This is a genomic window from Ruegeria sp. AB7 (assembly GCF_056542625.1).
This window is the reverse complement of the sequence record NZ_JBQGAC010000001.1, coordinates 305,083-328,708: the sequence shown is the minus strand read 5'-3', so window position 1 is coordinate 328,708 and position 23,626 is coordinate 305,083. Positions and strand designations below refer to the sequence as shown.

Here is a 23,626-nt window from a genome sequence, read left to right as displayed (position 1 = left end):
AAATTCATGGAAAATTCATGCGGCTTGCAATTTATGCCGCTTGAAACACCTCTCAGCCCGGTCTAAATTCCGGGCTCGAAATTCTGCAATCATCAAAGGAATGAACCCATAGCCCGCAGACCTCACAACGCGCCGCCACAGCGAGATACCGGCCCGCGCGTCAATGACAAGATCCGTGCTCCCGAAATTCGCCTGATTGGCGCCGAAGGTGAAAATGTCGGGGTGGTTCATCCCGCAAAGGCCATGCAGATGGCCGCCGATGTCGGCCTCGATCTGGTTGAGATTTCGCCCAACGCGAACCCGCCGGTCTGCAAAATCATGGATTTCGGCAAGTTCAAGTACGAACAGCAGAAACGCGAAAGCGAAGCCCGCAAGAAGCAAAAGATCATCGAGGTGAAAGAGGTCAAGTTCCGGCCCAACACCGACACGCATGACTATGACGTCAAGATGCGCAACGTGTTCAAGTTTCTTGAGAACGGCGACAAGGTCAAAGTCACCCTGCGTTTCCGGGGCCGCGAGATGGCGCACCAAAACCTGGGGCGTGAGCTGCTGGAACGTGTAGCCGAAGACGTCAAGGATCTGGGCAAGATCGAGAACATGCCCAAGATGGAAGGCCGTCAGATGATCATGATGATTGGCCCGCTGCCACAGAAGTAGGTTTTTTTTTGTAGAATGACAAAAGCCCCTCCGAAATCGGAGGGGCTTCTTTGTTTTCTGGCTTCTCGCCTAAATCAGATCACCGAGGATATCGCCCGATCCAGCTTGTCTACAAGCTCGACCAGTTGGTCATCTTCGATGATAAAGGGCGGAGCCAGTAGAATATGGTCGCCGTTGCGTCCGTCACGCGTGCCTGACATCGGGTAACAGATCAATCCCTCGGCCATGGCGGCCTTCTTGATTTTGCCCGCCACGCCACGCGACGGATCAAACGGGGTTTTCATATCTCGATCCTCGACCAGCTCAATCCCTCGGAACAAGCCGCGACCGCGAATATCCCCGACATTCGGGTGCTGACCGAACTTGTTTTCCAGCATGCTCTGCAGCTTATCCCCCATTACACCTGCCCGCGCCGGCAGATCACGAGAGGTAAGTTCCTGTACAACGGCAAGCGCAGCCGCAGTCGCAACCGGATGACCGATATAGGTGTGGCCATGCTGGAAGAAACCCGATCCATCCCGGATCGCATCATAGATTCGACCCGAACACAGCATCGCTCCGATAGGCTGATACCCTGCACCCAACCCTTTGGCGATACAAAGAATATCCGGCGCGACATCGTCATGATCACAGGCAAACAAATGCCCGGTACGACCCATGCCGCACATTACTTCGTCGAGGATCAGAAGAACGCCGTGTTGATCGCAAATTTCACGGATTCGCTTGTAGTACCCCTCGACTGCCGGAACAGCCCCAAGCGTCGCTCCAACCACCGGCTCTGCCATGAAAGCCATGACCGTTTCAGGCCCAAGGCGCAGGATTTCTGCCTCCAGCTCATTCGCAACGCGCTGACCATATTCAAAACTGCTCTCATCCTCAGGCTTTTCGGCGTACTCATAGCAAGGAGCGATATGTGTCATCTCGATCAGCATCGGTGCAAACTGCGCCCGCCGCCATTCATTGCCACCCGCCGAAAGTGCCCCCAAAGTGTTGCCGTGATAGCTTTGTCGGCGCGCTATGACATGACGGCGTTCAGGCTGGCCGGTTTCCAGATAATACTGCCGCGCCAGTTTGATAGCAGCCTCGGTCGCCTCTGACCCGCCCGAGACAAAGTAGACCCGGTCCAGTTCGCCGGGGGCGTGTTTAATCAGCAGATCGGCCAGTGCCTCGGCCGGTGCCGAGGTCATAAAGCCCGTATGCGCAAAAGCGATCTGCGCCACCTGATCCTGCACCGCTTTGACCACAGCGGCGTTGGAATGGCCGAGGCATGAAACGGCAGCATCCCCGCAATCCAAATAACGACGGCCGGTTGAATCGATCAGATAACAGCCGTCACCACCAGCGGCCTCAGGCAGTTCCGATTTGGTGTGACGTGGAAATACGTGACTCATGTCGACGTCCTTTTCAGAAGATCAATCAGCGCCGCGACGGATGCGGCATTGTCAGCCCAAGCCTGGCCATCCGGACCTGCAAGGCTGTTCTCAAAACCAACGCGCACATCGCCACCCAACTGCGCGGCCTTTTGCAGGCACGCATGCTCCTGCCCTCCAAAGGCACAGACCATCCATGGATCAGCGCTGTGCGGAAACACATCCAGATCATTCGGACTCGATTCCTGCGCCGTGGCATAGCGACCAAGGACAAGCAGACGGTCGACCTGATCCGATTTTACCACCCCTTCAGCCTGCCAATGGGTCAGTAACTCAACGTCAGCGACATCATAGAGTATATGCTGAACACGAGTCCCTTGTTCCGCGCACAGAGCGTAGACCTTTGGCGCAAGTTCGGGCGACCGTGCAATCTCGCGCACCGAAATCGAAGCCCAGTCCGGGCGCACATTCTGCAAACAATCAAGTTGTGCTTGAACGCCGAAAACGCCAGCAGCTTCTGTCGTAATCTGGATGTCCATGTCAGTGACCGCAGCACGCAGTTCAGCAATGGTTTCGCGATACAAACCCGCATCTAGTGAATGGTTACCTGACTGATCGCGAATATGCAGATGCAGACCTTGCGCACCTGCCCTATGGCACGTTTTCGCGACCTTGACGATTTCATCAGTCTTGATCGGCAGGGCAGGATGATCTCCATGCCCTCGTCGCGCCCCGTTCGGAGCCACCAACACATATGGCCTTCTCGTCATCCTCAAACCAGTCCCAGACATTCCGTCACCTGTTTTTTACGATCCCGAATTAGACACCTCGCTCACGTTTTCAATTTGCAATCTTCATAACATTTGTTTTTCTTACCAAATGCAACACACCTCATCCCAACTGACCGAGCAGCTTCGGCACGAAATCGACACCCTGCCTCAGCAAATGCAAGCCGCAGCGAAATACATCATCGACCACCCTGGCGATTTCGGGCTCGACCCGGTTCGGCTTACCGCCGAGAAAATCGGTGTCAGTTCAAACGTTCTGGTTCGGTTGGCACAACGTATGGGGTTCGACAGTTTTGATGCGTTCAGACGGCCCTTTCGCCAGACCCTTGTCACAGACCGGGAAGATCGGCTGGGTCAAGGCTGGCTGGATCGCATGAAATCGGGGGGCCGATTCAGCGCCGCGCAAGCTGGGTTTGCGCAAAACGAACTGAACGTCGTAGCCCGCTCCCTGCGACTGGCCGATCCTGATTTGATGCAACAGGTCACGGAGTACATGATTGCAGCTAATCGCTGTTTCATAACCGCGACCCGGGCCAGCTATGCTTTGGCCTATTATCTCCACTATGCGGGTCGGATGGCACACCCAGGATTTCAGCTTATCCCGCGACATATGGGATCAGCCATCGATGATTTGCTCGAGGCCGATGAAGCGGACTGCCTTTTCGCTATTACCGTTCACCCCTATTCCTCTGACACCATACAATCCATGCGTTTTGCGCGTAAACGCGGCATGCGCATCGTGCTATTGTCGGATAGCGACGTCATCGCCCCTGGTGTTAACCCTGACATCGTGCTGCCTGTAAGTACCCGCGCGCAACATCACTTTTCCAGCTTCTCCGGAGCGATGGCAGTGCTTGAATGCCTGCTAGGTCATCTCTTTGCCGCCGGGGGATCAGCCGCGCGTGACCGCGTGGAACGCTATCAGACGGCACGAGAAGACACCGGCGCCTACTGGCGCCCCGCCAAGCCCCCAAGAGTTTGGAAAGAATAAAGAGCCCCGGCTTTCACCGAGGCTCTCAAAGCTGATTAACAATCAGATCAGCTGCAAGCTTCGACAGCCCGTTTCGTCATAACAGTGACCAGATGCGCCCGATACGTTTTGCTCCCGTGCAGATCACCAATCATGTTCATCGGATTGATGTGCAGCCCCATCAAAGCGTCCGCGCGGAACTCTTTGTTCAGGGCCTCCTCAGCCTCCGCCCAGCGGAAAACTCCGTCCTCGCTTGCGCCGGTTACTGCAACCCGAACGCCATCGGCAAACCGGGCAAGATATACCCCGACCAACGCAAACCGAGACGCGGGCTGCAAAAACTTCTGATAACTCGCCGCCTGAGGCACGGGGAAACGCACCGAAGTGATAATCTCGCCCTCTTCCAGAGCTGTCGTAAACATGCCCTGAAAGAAGTCATCCGCCGCTATCTGGCGATTATTGGTGACAATGGTCGCGCCTGAACCCAGCACTCCCGCCGGATAACAGGCCGCTGGATCATTGTTGGCAATCGAACCGCCAATAGTGCCACGATTACGCACCGCAGGATCACCGATCTGGCCGGCCAGCGCTGCCAGCGCCGGATAGTTACCAGCAGCTTCAGCGGCCACATTTGCGTGGGTTGTCGCACCGCCTATCGCTACCGAGCCATCATCCTCGACGCAGACCCCTTTCATTTCAGCGATTCCATTGACCGAAACCAGCTTGGATGGCGCGGCCAACCGCTGCTTCATTGTGGGGATCAGGGTTTGCCCACCCCCCAATGCCTGAGCATCCTCAACTCCCAACGCAGTAACCGCCTCAGCGATGGTCGAGGGTTTCTCAAACTCGAAATTGTACATTTCGTTCTTCCTTTCCGAAAAGCGCGGATCCGCCCTTCATCTGGCTATAAATATCTCGGGGAGCGCGAGGGGCTGGCCCCTCGCACCCGAACCTCTCAACCATGCATTGCTGTCCAAACACGCGACGGGCTCATCGGCATGTCAATGTGATCAACAGCCTTTCCACCCGAGTTCAGCGCATCCAGAACCGCGTTGACTACCGCAGGCGGCGAGCCAATCGCACCAGCTTCACCGCAGCCCTTCACACCCAACGGGTTGTGCGTACACGGCGTCTGGCTGGAATGGTCGACCGCATAGAACGGCAGATCATCGGCGCGTGGCATCGCGTAATCCATGAAGGATGCGCTCAGCAACTGGCCATTCTCGTCATAGGCGCAGTTTTCCAACAAAGCCTGACCGATACCCTGACCGATGCCGCCATGTACCTGACCATCCACAATCATCGGGTTAACGATGTTGCCAAAGTCATCCGCAGCGGTGAAGGCTTCGATGGTCACCTGTCCAGTCTCGGGATCCACCTCAACCTCGCAGGCATATGCCCCCGCTGGGAAGGTGAAGTTGGCCGGGTCATAAAATGCGGTCTCCTCCAGCCCCGGCTCAACCTCCAATGGGAAGTTGTGCGGTACATAGGCTGTCAGAGTCACATCACCCCAGGCCACCGACTTGTCAGTGCCCGCGACGCTGAACTGACCGTCCTTCAGCTCGATATCGGCCTCGGACGCCTCGAGCAGGTGGGCCGCGATCTTCTTGGCCTTGTCGATCACCTTTTCGGTCGCCTTAACCATGGCCGAACCACAGACCGCCAGCGAGCGTGAGCCATAAGTGCCCATGCCGAATGGGATCTTCGAGGTGTCGCCATGCACAATCTCGACCATCGACTCGTCGATGCCGATCATGTCGGCCACAACCTGCGGGAAAGCAGTCTCATGCCCCTGCCCGTGGCTATGTGCACCAACCATGACGCTGATGGAACCGGTGGCGTTTACCCGAACCGTAGCTGCATCATAGAGTCCTGCCCGGGCCCCCAGCATACCGACGATGTTCGAGGGCGCGATGCCGCAGGCCTCGATATAGCAATTGACGCCTAGGCCACGCAGCTTGCCATTGGCCTCGCTTTCCGCCCGTCGCGCGGCAAAGCCAGCCAAATCAGCAGCAGCTTCAAGCTTATCCATCGTCCCGTTGTAATCCCCGGTGTCGTAGGTCAGCGCCACCGGTGTGTCATACGGGAACTGGGTGATGAAATTCTGGCGACGCAGGGCGATCGGATCGACACCCAGTTCACGCGCCGCCTTGTCGATGACGCGCTCCAGCTGATAGGTCGCCTCTGGCCGACCCGCACCGCGATAAGCGTCCACCGGCACTGTGTTGGTGAACATTGCCTTCACATTCACCTGAATGACCGGCGTTTTGTAGTTGCCCGCCATCAGAGTGCCATGCAGCCAAGTCGGAACCGAGCTTGAGAAGGTCGACAGATACGCGCCCAGATTGGCGTAGGTGTTGGTGCGGAGGCCTGTGAAGTTATTGTCCGCGTCCAAAGCGAGCTCAATCGTGCTGACGTGGTCGCGGCCCTGCGCATCCGACATAAACGCCTCGGACCGGCTGGCGGTCCATTTGACCGGACGGTTGCAGGCCTTGGCAGCGAATGTACAGAACGCCTCTTCCGCGTAGTGGAAAATCTTCGTGCCAAATCCACCACCAACATCAGGCGCTACAACACGCACTTTGTGTTCAGGCAAGCCCAGAACAAATGCGCACATCAGCAAGCGGATCACATGCGGGTTCTGCGAAGTGGTGTAGAGCGTGTACTCATCCGTACCCCGGCTGTATTCGGCCACCGCAACGCGCGGCTCCATCGGATTAGCAACCAGACGGTTATTGATCAGGTCCAGAGTGGTGACATGGGCCGCGTTGGCAAAAACCTCATTGACCTTGTCATTGTCTTCTTCGCCTAGATGCCAGTCATAGCAGATGTTGTTCTTCAAATCCTCATGGATAAGCGTCGCGCCATCCTGCGCTGCGGCTTTCATATCCAGCACGGCGGGGAGCTCTTCGATATCCACTTCAATCGCTTCCGCCGCATCGCGGGCGAGTTCAAGGCTGTCCGCGACAACGGCAGCGATGGGATCGCCTACATGTCGGACCTTGCCTTGCGCCAGAATGGGATGCGGTGGTTCCTGCATCGGGGCGCCATGACGGTCGGTTACTTCCCAGCCGCAAGGCATTCCGCCCACGCCTTCAAAGTCCTTGCCGGTGAACACCTTCACAACCCCCTGCATACCCTCGGCGGCAGATGTGTCGATGTTGGTGATCCGGCCATGCGCGATGTCGGACCGTAGGAAATGCACATAGGCCTGGCCATGTACGTTGATGTCGTCGGTGTAATTGCCTGCTCCGGTCAGAAAGCGTACGTCCTCGCGCCGCTTGGAACTGGCTCCGATGCCACTGTCTTTGGGCATTGCTTGTTCTCCTCCGTGGAAAAGAATTTTCGTCGAAAATTCTTAACCGCCTCACTCGGCGGCGATGCTGGAAACGTCTTGACCCGATGCGGCCATGATTGCCTTGACGATGTTGTGGTAGCCTGTGCACCGGCATAGGTTACCCTCAAGGTACTTGCGAATTTCGCCTTCGGTCGGGCGCGGGTTATCCTTTAGCAATGCTGCAGCGCTCATCACCATGCCCGGAGTGCAAAACCCGCATTGCAGCCCATGATGATCCTGAAAGGCCTGTTGGATCACGTTCAGCGTGCCATCTTCGGCCGCCTGCCCCTCGATCGTGCCCACATCCGCGCCGTCTGCTTCCAGCGCCAGCATGTTGCAGGATTTGACCGCCTCACCATTCACGTGCACTACGCACGCGCCACATTGAGCCGTGTCGCAGCCAATATGTGTGCCTGTCAAATTCAGGTGGTCGCGTAGAAATCCGGATAATAGAGTCCGCCCTTCAACATCACCGCTGACGGCAACGCCGTTCACGGTCATTGAGACCTTGGTCATGAGATCCTCCCCTTTTTTTGGCTTATTTGCTAAGCCAGAGTTAAACACGGTAAATTTCGTTTGAGAACAAAAATATTTGCCTGATTTTTCCGCAGTTTCGCTGATCAGCCTTCTAACAATGATGCGCCCACCAAACAGGGCAAAATTGCCGTTACGTCATTTACTCTTGGCAGCGCGGGGCTGTGGCCGCGTCGGGATTTCTTTTAGCAGCCCACCGACACCCATCCCTGCGATGTCCGCGCCCGTCGTTTCGATTCCGCAAGCAACGCGGGACAAGATCCAATCCGCCCCGTTCAATGCTGGTGAGCGCGCGCATCCGGGCAAACCGATGATGGGGCGCTCGCCGGAAGATCCCAAAAACAACAGGTTCCCCGGATCGACCGGCATTCCAAACCGGTCGACGATACCCCCCGCTGCCCGCACAGAAGCAGGCGCCACATCATCTTTATCCGACGTGGCCGATCCGGTCAGGATCATGACGATCTCACCCCGAATGGCCGAAATCGATGCTGTTAAGTCGCCCATCCGATGCGGCACCACCTGAACATCTGACAGATTCATACCCAAAGCCTCAACCCGGCTACGAATAGCAGCGATACCTTTTTCATTAGATGGCCCACCAGCAATGTCGGTAACGATGAGACCCGCATTTTCGTATTTGGGCACCGATAAGCGAATAGCGTCCTGCGCATGACGGGCCGCACTCTCAACGTCGGATCGAGGTACGGCATAAGAAATCACCTTGATCGTCGCGACCATACCGCCAGCCGTCATCTGCTGATATTGTGGCACCGTGGCAACCGTGATCATCGGGTTGACCTGATTGAACTTTTGCAAGGCATCGGTATCCAGCACCGCGACGCCTGGTCCATTCGCTAAAAGATTGACCCGGCCTGTAAAGGCTTCGGTGACACGCAGATTTGCCTGTGTGGGACTTGGTGCAAGCGCTCCTGCCAGCAGCGCTGCGGCTTCGTCCTCATGACAATCACCTTGCTCCAGTCTGGCGACTGTGACTTCAGTCAGACCGGCTTGGCGCAACTCGGCTATGTGCTCGGACGAAAGCGTTATACCTTTCCTAAGCTTGCGGTTTCCCGCTTTGACGGAATGGGCCAATATCGCGCCGTTGGCGTCGGAAACGGGTACCGGACCAAACTTCACGCTCTGCCTCGCAGGACCGCCGTCATCTGCGCCAGAATCGCAACGGCTATCTCAGACGGTCCAGCCGCCCCGATATCAAGCCCAACAGGTCCGTGAATCAGTGAAATCTGGTCATCGTTGAACCCGGCCTGCTTCATCCGCTCCACGCGTTTGGCATGTGTGCGCTTAGATCCGAGTGCGCCGATGTAGAACACATCGGCCGCCAAACCGGCCTGAAGCGCGGGGTCATCAAGTTTGGGGTCGTGGGTCAGCAACACAAGCGCCGTGCGCGAGTCGAGACCAAGCTTTGACACAGCCTCATCCGGCCAATCCGTCAGGATGGTTTCTCCGGGAAAACGTGCGTCCGATGCGAAGGCCTCGCGCGGATCTATAATCGCCGGGTCATAGCCCGCGATCCGGGCCATCGGCACCAGAGCTTGGGCGATGTGCACCGCTCCCACCACTATCAACCGTAGCGGTGGGTTGTGGACAGCGACAAAGGTTTGCCCATCCTCTTCGAACCCGGACCTGTCCATACGCAAGCGTTCGGAATAGGCATTACGGCGCAACGCGCGCTGGCCCGTCTCGACATTGACTTCATAGGCCAAGGATTCGCGCCGCGCCCGTGCCGCGACCAGTTCGGCCAGCATTGGTTCGGGCAGGACCTTGCCGACCGGTTCAACCAAAACCCTGATCGTACCGCCGCAGGCCAGACCGACGGCAAACGCATCCTCGTCGCTTACACCGAACTCTAGCAGCCTTGCCTCGCCTTCCTCTATGGCTTCCAGCGCTTCGACGATCACGGCACCTTCGACGCAACCACCAGAAACCGAGCCTTCGATCCGACCATCGCCCGCAATGACCAACTGCGCGCCTACACGGCGCGGCGCGCTGCCCCAGGTCTCAACCACAGTGGCCAAAGCCGCGCCCTTCCCGGCGCGATACCATTTTAGTGCGGTTTCCGGGCTGCTATCGAATCGTTCCATTTAGACCTCCGGCCGTGCTTGGGTTCAACATAGTCAGCTTTGGAGCAATGAAAAGCGCTCAGCGGGTCGATCTTGTGGCGCTAACAAGCCGATTTTGAACTCACATTCACAAATTGTTGAATGTTGGAAGGCGTCATTCTAGCCTGCATGCGATTCCGGGGCCTATTCGGGATCGTCCCAACATATTTCATAGCGGAGACAAACAGTTGAAACGCATTCTTACACTCGGAGCAGCGATCGGCCTGTTGACTGCCAGCACCGGCTGGGCTGACACATTTCTGAAATACGGTGAGGTCGAAGGCTGGAAGGTTTTCATCGATCAGGACAAGAAATCCTGCCTTATCGAAGCGGTTGATGACGCTGAAAATGTCGTGCAGATGGGCCTGACCGAAGATCGCGGCGTTGGCTATGTTGGTGTCTTCACCAAGGCCAAAACCAACATCAAGAAAGGCGAGAAAGAGGCTGTTGCCATCCTTATCGGCGACAATATTTATGTCGGAGAAGCCACCGGTATGAAGGGGAACATCACCAAGGGCTATTCGGGCGGGTATGTTCTGTCAGACGACCCTCAGTTCGCAGATGATCTTGCCAAGAAGAAGGTGATGGTCGTTTTCCCGGAGAAAGAGTTCGCCTTCACCGTTGACCTGACTGGCACTTACAAAGCCATGGAAATGGCACGGAAGTGCAATGAAGAGCAGCTTTCGTAACAGCTAGTCTGAAAGCGCGGACATCAGCCGCGCTTTCTGCCCCTGATCATCTGGTTGCGAAATCACGGCGGCCAGATCTTCCAGCGACGCAATCGAATGCCCGGCGCGGAAGCTGTCGACATGTGGAAGCATTGTCGCCACACCCTGAGCTTTCGGTGCGAACCCGTCCCAGCGCAGCAATGGGTTCAGCCAAATCAGACGCCGCGACGACAGGTGCAGGCGCTCGATTTCCTTTTCCAGCATCTCGGGATCGCCCCGCTCTAACCCGTCGGTGATCAACAACACGACCGCCCCCTGCCCCATGACGCGCCGGGACCAGTCGCGATTGAACTGATGCAGGCATTCTCCGATCCGGGTTCCGCCTTCCCAGTCCTGTGCCTCGGCCCCAGCAGCGGCCAGCGCTGCATCGACATCACGTTGATGCAGATGGCGGGTGATGTTGGTCAGGCGTGTGCCAAACGTGAATGCGTGCACTTTGGCCCAACCTGCGCCTTTGGCATTCGAAACCGCGTGTAGAAAGTGCAGAATGATCCGACTGTATTGGCTCATCGACCCGGATATATCGCACAACGCCACCAAATTCGGCCACCGAGGTTTGGGTTGCAAGTGCGCGATATCACGTAGTTCGCCACCCTGCCGCATCGCTGACCTAAGTGTCCGAGCGCGATCAATGCGGTGACCGAGGTGACTGGCCTGACCTCGGCGAGACTCGATGGGTTTGACCGGTAAGTTCAGGCGCGACAGCATGCGTTTGGCCTGGGCGATCTCGGATGTACTCATCTGTTCGAAATCGAGGTTGCGCAAGCGTTCTTCGGATGACGCGGTTTGGGTTGCGTCGATCTCGATCTCGCTTTCCTCTTGTTGCTCGGTTGATTCTGGCAAGTCGCGTTCGACGCCATCCAACAAGGCCTCAGCCGCCCGCTTTTCAGCCGCATCCGCTTTGCGCTCCTCCTGAACACCGCGAATGGCGGGCAGCATCATGGACATCATATGTTCTAAATACCGCGGATCGCGCCAATAGAGGCGGAAGACTTGCGCAAAAACCGTTCGATGTTCCGGCCGGTTCACGAAACAGGCATGCAGCGTCCAGTAGAAATCTCTTTTCTCGGTGAACCCCGCAGCCTGCACGGCGCGGATCGCGTCAACCACGCGCCCAGTTCCTATCGGCAGTCCGGCCTTGCGCAAAGCGCGCGCAAAATGGGTGATGTTCTGGGCCAGTTTGGGGTTGTCCGGGATATCGAGTGGGAGTTGTTCGGCCATCAAACCCCCAAAGTATTTTCGAGCATATGAAGCATCAGGCTGGTTCGAGATCGGCTTTCGCCTGATCCAGAATGCGTTTGGCCTCGGACCCCTGCAACTTTTGGATGTCGTCCTGGTATTTCAGGATGGCACCCAACGTATCGCCGATTACTTCGGGACTGAGGTTGATAACGTCCAGCGCCAGCAGGCACTTCGCCCAATCGATGGTCTCGGCCACCCCCGGTTTCTTGAACAAATCCTCGGTGCGCAAGCGCTGAACAAAGGCGACCACCTCACGGCTCAGCGCTTCTGCCGCTTCCGGCGCTCGGGCGTGCAGGATTTCGATCTCGCGCGCAAAGTCAGGGTAATCAACCCAATGATACAGGCAGCGGCGTTTCAGCGCGTCATGTACTTCGCGCGTGCGGTTCGAGGTAACGATCACAATGGGCGGTTCTGGAGCTTTGACAGTACCAAGCTCGGGGATCGTGACCTGAAAGTCACTGAGCGCCTCCAGCAAGAAAGCCTCAAAGGGTTCGTCGGTCCGGTCCAATTCGTCAATTAGCAATACAGGTGCCCCATTAGCATCCGGACGCATGGCCTGCAGCAAGGGGCGTTCGATCAGATAATCATCCGAGAACAGCTCGGTCTGCAACGCGCCTCGGTCCGCCCCACCCGACGCTTCTGCGGTTCGGATCGCCACCATCTGGGCGGGGAAATTCCACTCATACACAGCGGAAGAGGCATCAAGGCCTTCGTAGCACTGCAACCTGATCAGGCGCCGCCCCAATCCTGCGGCCAGCGCCTTGGCGATCTCAGTCTTGCCGACGCCCGCCTCGCCTTCCAGAAATAGAGGTCGACCAAGTTTCAGCGAAAGAAACACAACCGTCGCCAAAGCCCGGCCACAGACATAACCCTCAGAGCCCAAAAGCTCTTGCACGGCATCGATGGAGTTTGGCTGTGTCATGAGTTCCCCTTTTTCCTGCGCCCCAACAGGTCATGACCACAACCAGAGGTCAAGACCACCATCCGTCAGTGACTTACGGCGATCTGTCTCATCGGCAAGGGCAAGAGGGTCTTTCACCACCCAAGCGGCTGTGTTAGCCGGGGGCCATGACCCAATCCCTGACGATCCGCCGCCCCGATGACTGGCATTTGCATCTGCGCGATGGCGCGATGCTGCAAGCCGTCTTGCCTGAAACCGCGCGCCATTTTGCCCGTGCCATCATCATGCCGAATCTGGTTCCGCCCGTTGTCAAAGGTGACGACGCAGCAGCTTATCGGGACCGCATCCTTGCTGCTCTGCCTGAGGACATGACGTTTGAGCCGCTGATGACGCTCTACCTGACAGAAGACACAGACCCGGCGGATGTGGCCGCCGCACATGCAAGCGGATTGGTCAAGGCGGTCAAGCTTTACCCGGCTGGGGCAACAACCAACTCGTCTTCTGGCGTTCGCGATTTCGACAAGGTGCGCCCGGTGCTGGAGAAGATGGCCGAGATCGGTCTGCCGCTATGTGTGCACGGCGAAGTCACGGATGCCGAGATCGATATATTCGATCGCGAGGCGGTGTTCATCGACCGCGTTCTTGATCCGATTCGCAAAGCAACACCCGGACTGCGCGTGGTGATGGAGCACATCACGACGTCAAACGGCGTGGATTACGTCAAGGCGAACGAGAAAGATCTGGGTGCGACGATTACAACGCATCACCTGATCATCAACCGCAACCACATTCTGGTTGGCGGCATCAAGCCGCACTACTACTGCTTGCCGGTCGCCAAGCGCGAAGAGCATCGGCTGGCGCTGCTGACCGCCGTGACATCAGGCGATACGCGTTTCTTCTTGGGCACAGACAGCGCGCCGCACACGGATGCTAACAAGGAAATGGCCTGTGGCTGCGCCGGCTGTTTCACTGCAACTAATACAATGTCACTGCTGGCCGAAATGTTCGAGCGCGCAGATGCGTTGGACAAGCTAGAGGCGTTCGCGTCACACAACGGCCCGGCCTTCTATCGCCTGCCAGTGAACGAAGAGACCATCACGCTGACCAAAGGCGATGAAGTCGTCTATCCGGCCAAAATCGAAAGCGGCGACGGCCCCGTGACCGTATTCGATCCGGGCTTTCCACTGCATTGGCGCGTCGCTTAATCAGTTAGCCTTTCAGCCAAATCCGCTGCGCGCCCACCGGTGCGTAGCATTGACCAGATGGCGTCTGCCTCATCCCCTCCGATCAGCTTCGCCGCTTTCTCCCTGACGCGATCTTCGCGATCCGATAGAGACATCGGAGCCAGCAGATCATGGCTGGCCTCGCGGCGCGCGCCGTCCCGGCGTAACAGGGACAGATGGGCTTGTGTCTCGGATAGACTCTCATCCGCCTCGACCGTGATCCGGTCCCTTAAGGATTGCAGTCTTGGATCAGCACAAATCTTGTCGGAATAGCTCCCGGGCAGAGCTGTATCGTAGCCCATTGCCTGCATTGCGATCACGGTACGATAGGAAAACTTCGCTCCTAACCCACTGGTCGGCTGCAGTTGATTGCACACGCTCATCCAGCGGGGGTGGGTTTTGATCTTGATCTCGGCCACCTCAGGCTCGGCGATGTCGAGATCGCGCGCAGCCTCAAGCGCCGCGTGCAGGCCATGGCAGCAAGCGTGGAATTTGTGGCTGATGCTTTCGAACAGCCACTCGTCCCCCAAACCATCAAGCGCAGCAGCTAAATCGTCAGCCCCCAAATGTGTCGCCCCAAACCCAAACGGGCCTTCCAATGCGTCAGCACCGGGTTGAAAACCGTTGCGGATCAACTGGGCGGCCTCAACACCGTTCGAGGCCGCAAGTCCAGCGTTATAAGGTTTACCCATGGTCCCGAACTGTGATTTCTGCCCTGAGGCCCGGGTCGCGGTTAGCCCCAACAGATCACGCATCTGCTTTACGTCAAATGCCATAATCCGACCCGCAGCCACCGCAGCCCCAAACGCGCCAGCCGTGGCTGTTTGGTGAAAACCAGCCTGGTAATGACCACGACCAAGCCACAAACCGATGCGGATCGATAACTCCATTCCCACTAGCGCTGCCTCAAGCAGATCGACCAGAGGTCGGTCTTCCCACGCAGTAAGAGCAAGGGCTGCAGGAAAAACAGCAACCGATGGATGACCGATATGAGCGAAATGCGTGTCGTCATAATCAAGCGCATGAGAAATGGTACCATTCACTAGCGCCGCTGCACGTAGCGGCGCATCACCGCCTCCGAACAAACGCGCCTGTGCGGCACCGCTCTCGGAAAGAACCATCTGACGTATGATGCGGGAAACCGGCTCATCTGCGCCTGCCCGCCCCACGGCAAGCCAGTCCAACGCGGATAAAGATGTCACGATACGGGCCTGCGCCGTGGTCGATACAGAACCAGCAGCAAACTCGGCAAGGGCAGTTGTCAAATCGGTCATGTGGCGCAGTCTAGCGCGCGCCGCTCGGGCGTAAAGCCTCAGCCGTACAGGACGGCAGCACGTTGTTCGAATGCTCGGACGATACGGTGCATGGCTTCGTTGAAAACCACGCCAATGATTCCTTGCAGAACCGCGTTCTTGAATTCGAAATCAACGTGGAACGAGACGTTGCAGCCGTCTTCCGTATCTTCAAACTCCCAATCCGAGCGCATGTATTTGAACGGTCCGTCCAGATACTCGGTATCGATCCGTTTCAGCTCATCAAACAGCGTGACGCGGCTGCCGAAGCGTTCGCGGAACACCTTGAATGAAATAACCAAATCCGCCTCCATCACCTTGCCATCTCCGGCTTGATAGGTCCGACGGATGCGGGCCGCAGCGCACCATGGCAGGAACTCGGGGTATTTCGCCACATCCGCGACCAGATCATACATCTGCTGAGCGGTGTAAGGCAGCGGGCGGGTCTCGGAATGGGTTGGCATGATATCCGGGATTAACTGGTGACAATGGCGCGTGATTTCGTATGTTGCGCGCCAAAGATCAAGGGGGCAGCGATGAGCCAGCGCGCATATGTGATAGATGAGATGATCTCGGCCAAGGCAATTGCTGCCCGGATCGAAGAGCTTTGCCGCGAAATAACGGCTGAATTCGGCGGCACCGACAAGCTGGTCGTTGTCGGCCTGCTGCGCGGCAGCTTCGTCTTTATCGCTGATCTGGTGCGTGAGCTGGACCTGCCCATCGAGGTCGATTTTCTTGAGGCATCGTCCTACGGTGACTCGATGGAAAGCAGTCGAGAAGTTCGTATTCTCAAGGACTTACGCGGCGCCATTGAAGGGCGCGATGTTTTGGTGGTCGAGGATATCGTGGATACCGGCCATACCCTGAACCACGTCTCCAAGCTGCTCCGTACCCGCAAGCCGCACCGGTTGAAATCCATCGCCCTTCTGGACAAACCCAGCCGGCGCGAGGTTGATTTCCGCTCGGACTGGATCGGGTTTGAAATCCCTGATGAATTTGTCGTGGGTTATGGCATCGACTATGCGCAGCGCAATCGCAACCTGCCGTTTATCGGCAAGGTTCGATTTGTCGAAGATCAGGACTGATGAGTCTGCGCCACTTTGTTCGCATGTCAAAATGGGGGCGAAACCCGCCCTCGGAACGGCGCGTGAAACTGGTGTTTGGCGCGATCCTTATCTGCCTGATGATTGCCGGAATTGAATATATGGGGTGGTGGCCCGAATGGGCAGAAAGCCAGCCCAGAAAACTCAGGCCTTGAGCGTTTGTTCGATAGCAGCCAGAAAAATATCTGTCCCGATCGGGATCAAAGCATCCGGGAAATCATAGTCGGGGTTGTGTAGCTGCGGATGATCCCGCCCCGCGCCTAACCAGAACATGGCGCTTTTTGCGCCTTTTCCGAACTGCCCGAAATCTTCCGAAAACCTTTGTGGGGTCGCAACCAGCTTGCAAGGGATGTCGCGGCTTTGGCAGGCCTCTGACAGGATCTGCACGGCTTCACCCGAATTTGTGCAAGCCTCAAACACATCGTCATAGGTGATTTCAACACCTAATCCTTGTGCCTGAGCACGTGTAGTCACCAGCTGTTCCGCGTCGCGGATCAGGCTTGCCATCCGGCTGTCCGAGACCGTGCGCAGGGTCACCCACAGTTCGGCCTGACCGGGTGCGATACCAAAAGTGGCCTCACCCAGCCTAGCATGGGTTACCGTTGTCAGCGCATATTCTGCATCCAGCGCCCGACCCTGCCCCAAAATGGCCAAAGCAGGCATAAGCTCTGCCAACGCACCGGCTGGCGATACACCGTCCTGAGGGGCCGCCGCGTGAGAGGTTTTGCCCGTCAAAACAATTCGCATCCCACGCGAGGCGCAATTCGCCGGACCCGAGCAAAGCTCAACCCCGCCCAATTCCAAACCCGGCAAATTGTGCAAAGAAAACACATAGTCCGGAGCGATATCCGCAAACTTGGGATCAGCACGATAGGCAATCGCACCTTGACCGGTTTCTTCGGCGGGTTGAAAAATCAGAACCACCCGCCCCTTGGTCGGACGCTTGTCCCCCAATACAAAGGCAACACCAAGCACCATCGCCATATGGCCATCATGCCCGCAAAGATGCCCCTTTCCGGGATGTTGCGACGCGTATCGTGCACTTGAGATTTCCTGAATCGGCAAACCGTCCAATTCACATCGGATTCCGATGGTTGGTCCGGGCTGTCCGCTATCATAAACCGCCGCGACACCGTGGCCACCGATACCTGTCAGAACCGCATCGGGATCACACGCCTGAAGCAAGTTCGAGATACTCGTCGCGGTTCCACGTTCCTCGCCCGATATCTCAGGCACTTGATGCAGTTCATGGCGCTTTTCGGTAAGCCAGGATTGAAGTTCGGGTTTCACCTCTGGTTCAACTTCTTTTGTCGAGCTTCGCGCAAACGGGCGAAATCATCGCCCGCATGGTAAGACGACCGGGTCAAAGGAGTTGCCGAGACCATAAGGAAACCTTTGCCGAATGCAGCTTTTTCATAGGCCGCAAACTCTTCGGGTGTAACAAAGCGGTCAATGCCATGATGCTTGGGTGTTGGCTGCAGATACTGGCCGATAGTCAGAAAATCGATATCCGCCGCGCGCATGTCATCCATGACCTGACGAACTTGCTGCTCGTCCTCGCCCAGTCCGACCATTATGCCGGATTTGGTGAAAATGGACGGGTCCATCTCTTTGACCCGCTGCAGCAAGCGCAATGAGTGGAAATATCGCGCACCGGGACGCACCTGAGGATATAGGCCCGGCACCGTTTCAAGATTGTGATTGAACACATCTGGCTTGGCCTCGACAACAATCTCAAGCACCGAAGGATCGCATTTCAGGAAATCCGGCGTCAGAATCTCGATCGTAGTCTTGGGCGAGCGGTGTCGCACCGCACGGATGGTCTGTGCAAAGTGATCGGCGCCTCCATCGAGCAGGTCATCCCGGTCCACGGATGTGATGACCACATGGTTCAAGCCCAGCTTCTGCACCGCATGCGCCACGCGACCCGGTTCAAATGCATCCAGAGTATCCGGCTTACCGGTCGCAATGTTGCAGAAGGTACAACCGCGCGTGCAAATCTCGCCCATGATCATCATGGTCGCGTGACCCTGGCTCCAGCACTCACCTACATTCGGGCATCCGGCTTCTTCGCAGACGGTGACCAGATTATTGTCACGCATGATCTTGTGCGTCTCGGCATAGCCCTTGCCACCCGGCGCTTTGACCCGAATCCAGTTCGGTTTGCGCGGAGCCGCATTGTCAGGTCGATGTGCCTTTTCGGGGTGTCTTTGCTCGGGTACTTTCAGATCACGCACGGCTGTCTTTCCTGACTTTGGGTCAATTTTCTTTGTTCATAACATAGACCGACTCATTTGGTTACACCAGCGGCGCATAGCCGCTATGCGGCACGTCTACGCGCGTGCAGCGAAAGTGATCATGCACATCATTTTACGCATTACTTATAATGCTTTATCGCCATCAAAGATATTATGCTTTTGCAGCATATATATCATTGAAGCCGAGTTAGAATCATTTTAACTCTCGCGGCAAACATAAGTGAATCACAGGAGTTTGATGATGAAAACCGGTGCAAAACTGCCTGACGTAACCTTCCACACCCGTGTCCGCGATGAGGCCGTCGAAGGCCCCAACCCATTCCGTTGGGAAGACAAGACAACTGCGGATTATTTTGCAGGCAAGCGCGTTATCCTGTTCTCGCTACCCGGTGCGTTCACCCCGACATGCTCGACCTATCAATTGCCTGGTTTCGAAAAAGGCCACGGCGATTTTGCGGCCAAGGGCATCGATGCAATCTACTGCATGTCCGTCAACGACAGCTTTGTCATGAACAAATGGGCCGCCGATCAGGGTCTGGAAAACGTCAAGGTCATTCCTGATGGGTCCGGTGAGTTCACGCGTAAAATGGGTATGCTGGTCGACAAGGACAATCTGGGCTTTGGCATGCGCTCGTGGCGTTACGCAGCCATCGTCAACGATGGCGTTGTGGAGGCATGGTTCGAAGAGCCCGGCCTGATGGATAACTGCCCCGAAGACCCTTACGGCGTGTCGTCCCCAGAAAACCTAATGAAGCATCTGGACGAAGCCCGCGAACCGGCGCTGGCATAATCCTGTCATGCACTACTTTGAAAGGCCCGCCATTTCGGCGGGCCTTTTTCGTTAGGTTCGAGTTTTAGCTACCACGTCTTCACCGACCTGCCGGATTACTTGCGCCAATCGATCGAACCACTCCTCCGCTCCGGTCGAGCTGCGACGCACCAGGCCAATGGTCCTCGCCGGTTGCGGCGCACCAAATCGCAACAATCGCAGACCAGGGACTGCATCCGTCTCGGCCTGCGCCGCAAGTTCAGGCATTAACGTCAGGCCAAACCCTTCGGCGACCAAACGCGACAACGTGGCAAGTGAGGACGCACCCATATTAATTTGGCCGCTGGTACGATCCTGACCGCAAACTTCTAGCGCCTGATCTGTCAGGCAGTGCCCGTCTTCCAACAGCATCAATTGCGCTGTCTTCAAGTCCACAGGCCGCAACTCTTCCGGGCTGATGGTCAATCGATTCATGCGAGTCTGACTTCCTGCCAGCAAGAACCGATCTTCGAACAGTGGCTGTTCGTGGAAAGTTCCATTTCCCAAGGGCAGCGCCAGTACGGCGGCATCTATTTCGCCCAAGCCCAACATGGATAGCAGTCGCTCAGTCCGGGCCTCGCGAATCTGAACCCGTAACGAGACATCCGCAGCCCGCAACCCGGCTAACACCCCCGGCAGCAAATAAGGTGCAACCGTAGGAATAATCCCGATCGACAGGGACCTATGGCCACCCGAATGGTCGCGTGCAAACCGGTCCAACCGTTCGGCCGCGTTCAGGACATGTTGCGCATAGTCCAAAACGTCTCGACCAAGTGGTGTCAACAGGATGTCGCGGGCCTGCCGTTCGAACAACGGCCCACCGATCGAGTCTTCCAGTGACTTGATTTGAACCGAAAGCGCAGGCTGCGACACATGGCAGACCTGCGCGGCACGGCCAAAGTTACGCTGTTCGGCGACGGCCTGGAAATATTGCAGCTGGCGGAAGGTGAAATTCATAACCCCTGACTATCATTTGGCGTCATTTCCGCAAGGCCGGTATATGGCTGCATGAATCGTTCAGCCGATCATCCGATCCCGCTCGGTCTGGTCCTCGTAGTGGCGCTTCAGCCTTTGCAACGCGATCCTCAGCACGATCTTGCCTGATCGCGCAGACCAGCCCATCCGCTTTTCAGCCAGCTCAAGCCCTTCTAGATAACAACAACAGCGCAGCGCGACGTCGCTCAAACCCGGCCCAAGGTCAGACAGCGCGCGGGCCACACGATCCCTGGCACCAGAAGGTCCTCGCCCCACATGGCTGTCCGAGGCAAAGTCACCGCGTCCACCGCCTGTCAGAAAGCGATCCCAATTTTGTGTGACCTGAGGTCCGATCTGCGCCAGTTCGAAATCCTCACGCAAGCGCTCGCCCGCGCTCACCAGAGTTTCATCCAGAAACGGCTTGCCATCCCGGTCGCGGCGGCGCGCCAAAGCGATCAGCGGGCTTTCCACAGTGCTGTAACGAACGCGGGGCTGCGATGGCGCCCTTGCACCCGCAGTTGCGGGTTTGAATGCGGCCTGCGCTTCCGCCATGCCAAATTCATTCTGCGTACGCGCCCGGTTTTCGGCCTCGGCAATCAAATGACTTAGTGCAGCCCTGCCCGAGGTTGAAATCCGGTAGCGCGAAATCCGACCCGGACTATCGCATGAAATCCAATCATTCAGCGCCAGAGCCTGCGCGATCCGGCAATCTACAACTGCTGTTTTGGTAGTTCCTCCTTTGCCGTTGTCCCGAACCACAACAGCCTTGTCCATATCCTCGGCCACGGCAAGCACGGCACCGGATTCACACATGCGCCTCAGTACACGCAGCGACTCGCGCTCGAATTCGTCGTCTTGGGCTTCGGGCCGTCCTGCCTCAGACGTCACGATTGCAAATGAAGAACCTGTGCGCTCCATTGGCGCAAAGTGTGACTGGGCCAGAGAATGCAGAGCTGCATCCACCAAAGGATCGTCCCTGCGCATCTCAACCCTGCGGATCTGACGCAGAATGGTCGAGGCATGGCATCCTGCGGACCGTGCGATATCCCGAATAGATCGCCCTGACTCCGTATGGTCCAGATATCGTTGCGCCCCTTCGGGAACCCATGCCGGAACAGTGAATGCCACGCTGTTTTCCATAGTTCTTCGCCCTCGTCGACAAAACAAACTGACAGTTTTAGCCGTCGGATTCTTAGTTAACCAAATCTAACTAGAGTTGCTTTCGTTACTCGTTCGTTAATCACAGACGGCACAGAGCAGAATTGATTCAAAAAGATAAACAGTGGTGAAACCATAGTTCGGGGTGATCCCGCACAAGGCAACACCCGCTTAGGTTGTGTCACATTTCAGACAGCGAAATTGAAAAAGAAGGAAAGCTGCCGTGCAGGACCTGATGACCATGATCACCACACTCCGCCGCCCGCGATTACTGGCCCGTGCCGCCAAGATCGGGGCGCAGGACTATTATCGCGACCGCCACCTGCAACGGCTTCTTGGGTATGGATCAACGCCGGCCACTGGAGCAGCGTTGATCCGTTTGCTGGAATTGGAGCGTGAGATTAACGCGCAACGCATCGAAGAAGACGCGGCCTATTCACTGGTGCGCCATCTTGATCTGCTGATTGCATTGAATGGCGAAGCGCAACTGTATCAGGCCAGTCGCGCAACGCAGTATCAGTAATCAGGTGAACGCGTCCGGCATCGATGCTTTCTTTTCGGCAACATATGCGTCGAGCGCCGCCTTTACATCAGGGTCAAGCTGCGGCTGCTGGTAGTTCGCCAACAGATGCTCAACCCGTGCCGAAGCCAGCGTCCGTGTATCGCGGGCGCCTTCTTCTTCCCATGTCTCAAACGGCTTGTAATCCAAGAGATCGGTTTTCCAGAACGCTTCCTTGAAGTTGGCTTGCGTATGGGCACAACCCAAATAGTGACCTCCGGGACCGACTTCGCGGATGGCGTCCATCGCCTGTGCATTCTCATCATAGGCCACACCTTTGGCCAATCCGTGCAAAACGCCGAGCTGATCGGCATCCATGACGAATTTCTCGAAATCCGCCACCAAGCCGCCTTCGAGCCAACCGCAGGAATGCAGCATGAAATTCACACCCGACATCAGGCCCATGTTCAACGAGTTCGCGGTCTCATACGCAGCTTGCGCATCCGGCAATTTTGAACCACAGAACGAACCCGCAGAGCGATATGGCAGACCCAGTCGGCGCGCCAACTGACCCGCGCCATAAGTGACGTGCGAAGCCTCTGGGGTGCCAAAGGTCGGCGCTCCTGAATTCATGTCGATCGACGATACGAACGCCCCAAAGATCGCAGGAGCACCCGGACGGATGATCTGGCTATATGCTACACCTGCCATGACCTCGGCCAGAACCTGCGTCAGCGTGCCCGCGACCGAAACCGGTGCCATAGCACCACCCACGATGAACGGCGAAATAATGCAGGCCTGATTGTTTGCGGCATAAACTTCCAGAGAACCCATCATCACGTCGTCAAAGGTCATCGGCGAGTTGATGTTGGTCAACGATGTCATCACGGTGTTGTTCTGCACGAACTCTTTGCCGAACAGGATCTCGCACATCTCGATCGAATCCTGCGCCCGGCTAGGATCAGTGACCGAACCCATGAACGGTTTGTCGGACAGAGTCATATGCGCCATCAGCATGTCCAAATGGCGCTTGTTTACCGGAATATCTGTCGGTTCGCAGACCGTACCGCCCGAATGGTGCAGCCACTTGGACATGTAGGCCAGCTTCACGAACTTGTTGAAATCGTCCATTGTCGCGTAACGACGTCCGCCTTGCGCATCGCGTACGAACGGAGGACCATAGACCGGAGCCAGAACCATATTGCGGCCGCCGATGACTACCGATTTCTCAGGATTGCGGGCGTGCTGGGTAAATTCGCTAGGGGCGGTCTTGATCAGCTCACGTGCCAGGCCGCGCGGCAGGCGGACGCGCTCACCATCCACATCTGCACCCGCGTCTTTCCAGCGCTCAAGCGCTGCCGGATTGTCTACGAAATTGACGCCAATCTCAGCCAATACGGTTTCCGCATTGGTTTCGATAATCTCCAGCGCCTCTTCGTTGAGGACCTCGAAATTGGGGATATTGCGTTCGATATATTTCGCGGTTTCGATCTTGACCGCCGTACGCTCGGCACGACGGGCGGCACCACCGCCACCCCGTGCCCTGCGCCGGGTGTTTGCCTCTGCCATTGAGTAAATCCCGTGATTGGTTGGTTTGGTAGATGTGTTACATGAACGGCAAACTCCGCCACAGGTAGTTTACGGCGCTCTAGAGGTAAAA

24 protein-coding genes are annotated in these 23,626 nt (G+C 56.9%); 8 read left to right on the top strand and 16 right to left on the bottom strand.

The annotated features are described in order from the left end of the window. The first annotated feature begins 66 nt into the window (after positions 1-66). On the top strand, positions 67-657 hold the full coding sequence (infC, locus tag ACR0EN_RS01625) for a translation initiation factor IF-3 (RefSeq protein WP_310793657.1): 591 nt from the start codon (positions 67-69) through the stop codon (positions 655-657). Positions 658-731: 74 nt separating this feature from the next. Here infC and ACR0EN_RS01620 read toward each other — a convergent pair whose 3' ends face one another. Both ACR0EN_RS01620 and ACR0EN_RS01615 read right to left on the bottom strand, forming a co-directional pair. Then, positions 732-2,048 (bottom strand): aspartate aminotransferase family protein, encoded by a 1,317-nt coding sequence (locus ACR0EN_RS01620; RefSeq protein ID WP_170817710.1) that lies wholly within the window; start codon positions 2,046-2,048, stop codon positions 732-734. Then, positions 2,045-2,797 carry a beta-keto acid cleavage family enzyme gene (locus ACR0EN_RS01615; protein WP_480584915.1) on the bottom strand — a complete coding sequence of 251 codons (753 nt, stop codon included), beginning with the start codon at positions 2,795-2,797 and terminating at the stop codon, positions 2,045-2,047. Before ACR0EN_RS01615 ends, ACR0EN_RS01620 begins: the two co-directional genes overlap by 4 nt. Positions 2,798-2,906: 109 nt before the next feature. Between ACR0EN_RS01615 and ACR0EN_RS01610 the strand changes: the two genes are divergently transcribed. After that, a complete protein-coding gene (locus ACR0EN_RS01610; RefSeq protein WP_480584912.1) occupies positions 2,907-3,806 on the top strand; it encodes a MurR/RpiR family transcriptional regulator in 900 nt (299 codons plus the stop codon). 47 nt (positions 3,807-3,853) lie between these two features. Here the strand turns inward: ACR0EN_RS01610 and ACR0EN_RS01605 are convergent, their stop codons facing one another. The 5 genes from ACR0EN_RS01605 to ACR0EN_RS01585 form a co-directional block, all read right to left on the bottom strand. Then, a complete protein-coding gene (locus tag ACR0EN_RS01605; protein ID WP_170662396.1) occupies positions 3,854-4,645 on the bottom strand; it encodes an FAD binding domain-containing protein in 792 nt (263 codons plus the stop codon). A gap of 95 nt (positions 4,646-4,740) precedes the next feature. Then, positions 4,741-7,101 (bottom strand): xanthine dehydrogenase family protein molybdopterin-binding subunit, encoded by a 2,361-nt coding sequence (locus tag ACR0EN_RS01600; RefSeq protein ID WP_170405437.1) that lies wholly within the window; start codon positions 7,099-7,101, stop codon positions 4,741-4,743. A gap of 51 nt (positions 7,102-7,152) precedes the next feature. Further along, positions 7,153-7,638, bottom strand: coding sequence for a (2Fe-2S)-binding protein (locus ACR0EN_RS01595; protein ID WP_170393234.1), 486 nt, complete (start codon positions 7,636-7,638; stop codon positions 7,153-7,155). Between the two features lie 156 nt (positions 7,639-7,794). After that, positions 7,795-8,796, bottom strand: a complete 1,002-nt coding sequence (locus ACR0EN_RS01590) for a molybdopterin-binding protein (protein WP_480584909.1) — start codon at positions 8,794-8,796, stop codon at positions 7,795-7,797. Continuing rightward, entirely contained in the window at positions 8,793-9,761 is a 969-nt protein-coding gene (locus tag ACR0EN_RS01585; RefSeq protein ID WP_170817705.1) for an XdhC family protein, read from the bottom strand. The genes ACR0EN_RS01590 and ACR0EN_RS01585 overlap by 4 nt, the downstream gene beginning before the upstream one ends. Positions 9,762-9,967: 206 nt before the next feature. Between ACR0EN_RS01585 and ACR0EN_RS01580 the strand changes: the two genes are divergently transcribed. Further along, positions 9,968-10,468, top strand: a complete 501-nt coding sequence (locus ACR0EN_RS01580) for a hypothetical protein (RefSeq protein ID WP_170510628.1) — start codon at positions 9,968-9,970, stop codon at positions 10,466-10,468. A gap of 3 nt (positions 10,469-10,471) precedes the next feature. Here the strand turns inward: ACR0EN_RS01580 and ACR0EN_RS01575 are convergent, their stop codons facing one another. Together ACR0EN_RS01575 and ACR0EN_RS01570 are read right to left on the bottom strand one after the other, a co-directional pair. Next, positions 10,472-11,728 carry a vWA domain-containing protein gene (locus tag ACR0EN_RS01575; RefSeq protein WP_170817704.1) on the bottom strand — a complete coding sequence of 419 codons (1,257 nt, stop codon included), beginning with the start codon at positions 11,726-11,728 and terminating at the stop codon, positions 10,472-10,474. 34 nt (positions 11,729-11,762) lie between these two features. Further along, complete coding sequence (locus ACR0EN_RS01570; protein ID WP_170421335.1) at positions 11,763-12,671, bottom strand: AAA family ATPase; 909 nt, start codon at positions 12,669-12,671, stop codon at positions 11,763-11,765. 146 nt (positions 12,672-12,817) lie between these two features. Here ACR0EN_RS01570 and pyrC point away from each other — a divergent pair, with 146 nt between their 5' ends. After that, a complete protein-coding gene (pyrC, locus tag ACR0EN_RS01565) occupies positions 12,818-13,855 on the top strand; it encodes a dihydroorotase (RefSeq protein ID WP_480584905.1) in 1,038 nt (345 codons plus the stop codon). Here the strand turns inward: pyrC and ACR0EN_RS01560 are convergent. Together ACR0EN_RS01560 and ACR0EN_RS01555 are read right to left on the bottom strand one after the other, a co-directional pair. Beyond that, positions 13,852-15,147, bottom strand: coding sequence for an MmgE/PrpD family protein (locus tag ACR0EN_RS01560; RefSeq protein WP_170421331.1), 1,296 nt, complete (start codon positions 15,145-15,147; stop codon positions 13,852-13,854). The two genes, pyrC and ACR0EN_RS01560, sit on opposite strands and share 4 nt — an antisense overlap. Before the next feature lie 38 nt (positions 15,148-15,185). Next, the gene (locus ACR0EN_RS01555; RefSeq protein WP_170421329.1) at positions 15,186-15,629 is read right to left on the bottom strand and encodes a type II toxin-antitoxin system RatA family toxin; all 444 of its coding nucleotides are present in this window, start codon (positions 15,627-15,629) and stop codon (positions 15,186-15,188) included. Positions 15,630-15,701: 72 nt separating this feature from the next. Here ACR0EN_RS01555 and hpt point away from each other — a divergent pair, with 72 nt between their 5' ends. Both hpt and ACR0EN_RS01545 read left to right on the top strand, forming a co-directional pair. Next, positions 15,702-16,250 (top strand): hypoxanthine phosphoribosyltransferase, encoded by a 549-nt coding sequence (gene hpt, locus ACR0EN_RS01550; protein ID WP_010439696.1) that lies wholly within the window; start codon positions 15,702-15,704, stop codon positions 16,248-16,250. Then, positions 16,250-16,423 carry a hypothetical protein gene (locus tag ACR0EN_RS01545; protein WP_170421327.1) on the top strand — a complete coding sequence of 58 codons (174 nt, stop codon included), beginning with the start codon at positions 16,250-16,252 and terminating at the stop codon, positions 16,421-16,423. Before hpt ends, ACR0EN_RS01545 begins: the two co-directional genes overlap by 1 nt. Here ACR0EN_RS01545 and ACR0EN_RS01540 read toward each other — a convergent pair. Together ACR0EN_RS01540 and lipA are read right to left on the bottom strand one after the other, a co-directional pair. After that, positions 16,413-17,558 (bottom strand): amidohydrolase, encoded by a 1,146-nt coding sequence (locus tag ACR0EN_RS01540; RefSeq protein WP_480584902.1) that lies wholly within the window; start codon positions 17,556-17,558, stop codon positions 16,413-16,415. The two genes, ACR0EN_RS01545 and ACR0EN_RS01540, sit on opposite strands and share 11 nt — an antisense overlap. Further along, a complete protein-coding gene (gene lipA / locus ACR0EN_RS01535) occupies positions 17,555-18,505 on the bottom strand; it encodes a lipoyl synthase (protein ID WP_480569492.1) in 951 nt (316 codons plus the stop codon). The genes ACR0EN_RS01540 and lipA overlap by 4 nt, the downstream gene beginning before the upstream one ends. A gap of 262 nt (positions 18,506-18,767) precedes the next feature. Here lipA and ACR0EN_RS01530 point away from each other — a divergent pair, with 262 nt between their 5' ends. Further along, on the top strand, positions 18,768-19,316 hold the full coding sequence (locus tag ACR0EN_RS01530; RefSeq protein WP_170393246.1) for a peroxiredoxin: 549 nt from the start codon (positions 18,768-18,770) through the stop codon (positions 19,314-19,316). Positions 19,317-19,367: 51 nt separating this feature from the next. On the opposite strand, the gene ACR0EN_RS01525 is transcribed toward ACR0EN_RS01530, so the two are convergent. Next, the gene (locus ACR0EN_RS01525; protein ID WP_480584899.1) at positions 19,368-20,291 is read right to left on the bottom strand and encodes a hydrogen peroxide-inducible genes activator; all 924 of its coding nucleotides are present in this window, start codon (positions 20,289-20,291) and stop codon (positions 19,368-19,370) included. Positions 20,292-20,351: 60 nt separating this feature from the next. Beyond that, positions 20,352-21,449 (bottom strand): DUF6456 domain-containing protein, encoded by a 1,098-nt coding sequence (locus ACR0EN_RS01520; RefSeq protein WP_480584896.1) that lies wholly within the window; start codon positions 21,447-21,449, stop codon positions 20,352-20,354. A 241-nt stretch (positions 21,450-21,690) separates the two neighbouring features. On the opposite strand from ACR0EN_RS01520, the gene ACR0EN_RS01515 reads away from it, so the two are divergent. After that, a complete protein-coding gene (locus tag ACR0EN_RS01515; protein ID WP_170817698.1) occupies positions 21,691-21,990 on the top strand; it encodes a DUF6477 family protein in 300 nt (99 codons plus the stop codon). Here the strand turns inward: ACR0EN_RS01515 and ACR0EN_RS01510 are convergent, their stop codons facing one another. Beyond that, positions 21,991-23,535 carry a trimethylamine methyltransferase family protein gene (locus ACR0EN_RS01510; protein ID WP_170393250.1) on the bottom strand — a complete coding sequence of 515 codons (1,545 nt, stop codon included), beginning with the start codon at positions 23,533-23,535 and terminating at the stop codon, positions 21,991-21,993. Between the last annotated feature and the right edge of the window lie 91 nt (positions 23,536-23,626).